Below are 1514 nucleotides of genomic sequence, written 5' to 3' on the forward strand. Positions count from 1 at the left end.
GCTTCCCATCCTCCCCTTGTAGTTGCGGTTGGAGCTACTGGCCGCCAGCTCGTCTCCTTCCAGGCGGTCCGGGTTCATGGCCAGGCACATGGAGCAGCCGGGGTTCCGCCACTCAAACCCCGCCTCGCGGAAGACCTCGGCGATGCCCTCCTCCTCCGCCTTTTTAGCCACCCACTCCGAGCCCGGCACCACCAGGGCCCGCACGCCCTTTTTCACCTTGTGCCCCTTGAGGTAGCGGGCCACCTCCCGGAGGTCGGAGAGCCTGGCGTTGGTGCAGCTCCCGATGAAGGCCACCTGGACGGGCACCCCCTTGATGGGCTGGCCGGGCCTGAAGCCCATGTAGGCCAGGGCCTCCTCGGCCACGGCCCTTTCTTCCTCGGGGAGCTCCTCCAGAAGGGGAATCCGCCCGTCCACGGGGATGGCCTGGCCCGGGTTAATGCCCCAGGTGACCGTGGGGGCGATCTCCTCGGCCCGGAAGCTGACCACGTCGTCGTAGGTGGCATCGGGGTCGGAGCGGAAGGAAAGCCAGCGCTTCTTGGCCTCCTCCCACTCAGGCCCCTTGGGGCTATAGGGGCGGCCCTCGAGGTAGGCGAAGGTGGTCTCGTCGGGGTTCACGTAGCCGATGCGGGCCCCGCCCTCAATGGACATGTTGCAAAGGGTCATGCGGCTTTCCATGTCCATGGCCTCCACGGTGCTCCCGCCGTACTCATAGGCGTAGCCCAGGCCCCCTTTGACCCCCAGGGTGCGGATGATGTGGAGGATCACGTCCTTGGCGTAGACCCCGGGGCCCAGCTTTCCGTCCACGTTGATGCGCCGTACCTTGAGCTTCTTGGCGGCCAGGCTTTGGGTGGCGAGGACGTCCCGCACCTGGCTGGTGCCGATGCCGAAGGCCACGGCCCCGAAGGCCCCGTGGGTGGAGGTGTGGGAGTCGCCGCAGGCGATGGTCATCCCGGGCTGGGTGAGGCCCAGCTGGGGGCCGATGACGTGGACGATGCCCTGGTTGCCGCTGCCCAGGTCAAAGAAGGTGATGCCGTGCTCCTTGGTGTTGCGCCTCAGGGCCTCCAGCATGTTCTGGGCCAGAGGGTCCTGGAAGGGTTCCCTGCGGTCGTGGGTGGGGACGATGTGGTCCACGGTGGCGAAGGTGCGGTGGGGATAGCGTACCTTGAGGCCCAGGTCCTTCAGCATTCCAAAGGCCTGGGGGCTCGTGACCTCGTGGAGGAGGTGGAGGTCTATGAAAAGCTGGCTCTGCCCATTCCTGAGCTTTCGCACCTCGTGGGCCTCCCAAACCTTGTCGTAAAGCGTTTTTCCCATGCTCCCTCCCTAGAAAAAACCCCCGGGTTCCTAGGCCCGGGGGAGTGCGGCGCAAAGCCTTTCCCTAAACCGGGCCTGCCCGGTCTAGGGATAGAAGGACCCGCCGCATTGCCCTATAGCCTAAAGGGCCCGGGGCCCAAAGGTCAAGCTGGGCTTGCCTAGTAAATCGCCTTGTACCCAGGGGGCGGCGGAAGAAGGGAGAG

Annotated in this window: 1 protein-coding gene; it reads right to left on the reverse strand. The window is 65.9% G+C overall.

Annotated features, from left to right (window positions below):
- Positions 1-1311 (reverse strand): 3-isopropylmalate dehydratase large subunit (gene leuC, locus NW808_RS01630; RefSeq protein ID WP_414420058.1); only part of this gene is annotated, 1311 nt, incomplete at its 3' end.
- Positions 1312-1514 lie beyond the last annotated feature (203 nt).

This window comes from Synechococcus sp. W70.1 (genome assembly GCF_047461515.1).
GTDB lineage: Bacteria > Cyanobacteriota > Cyanobacteriia > Thermostichales > Thermostichaceae > Thermostichus.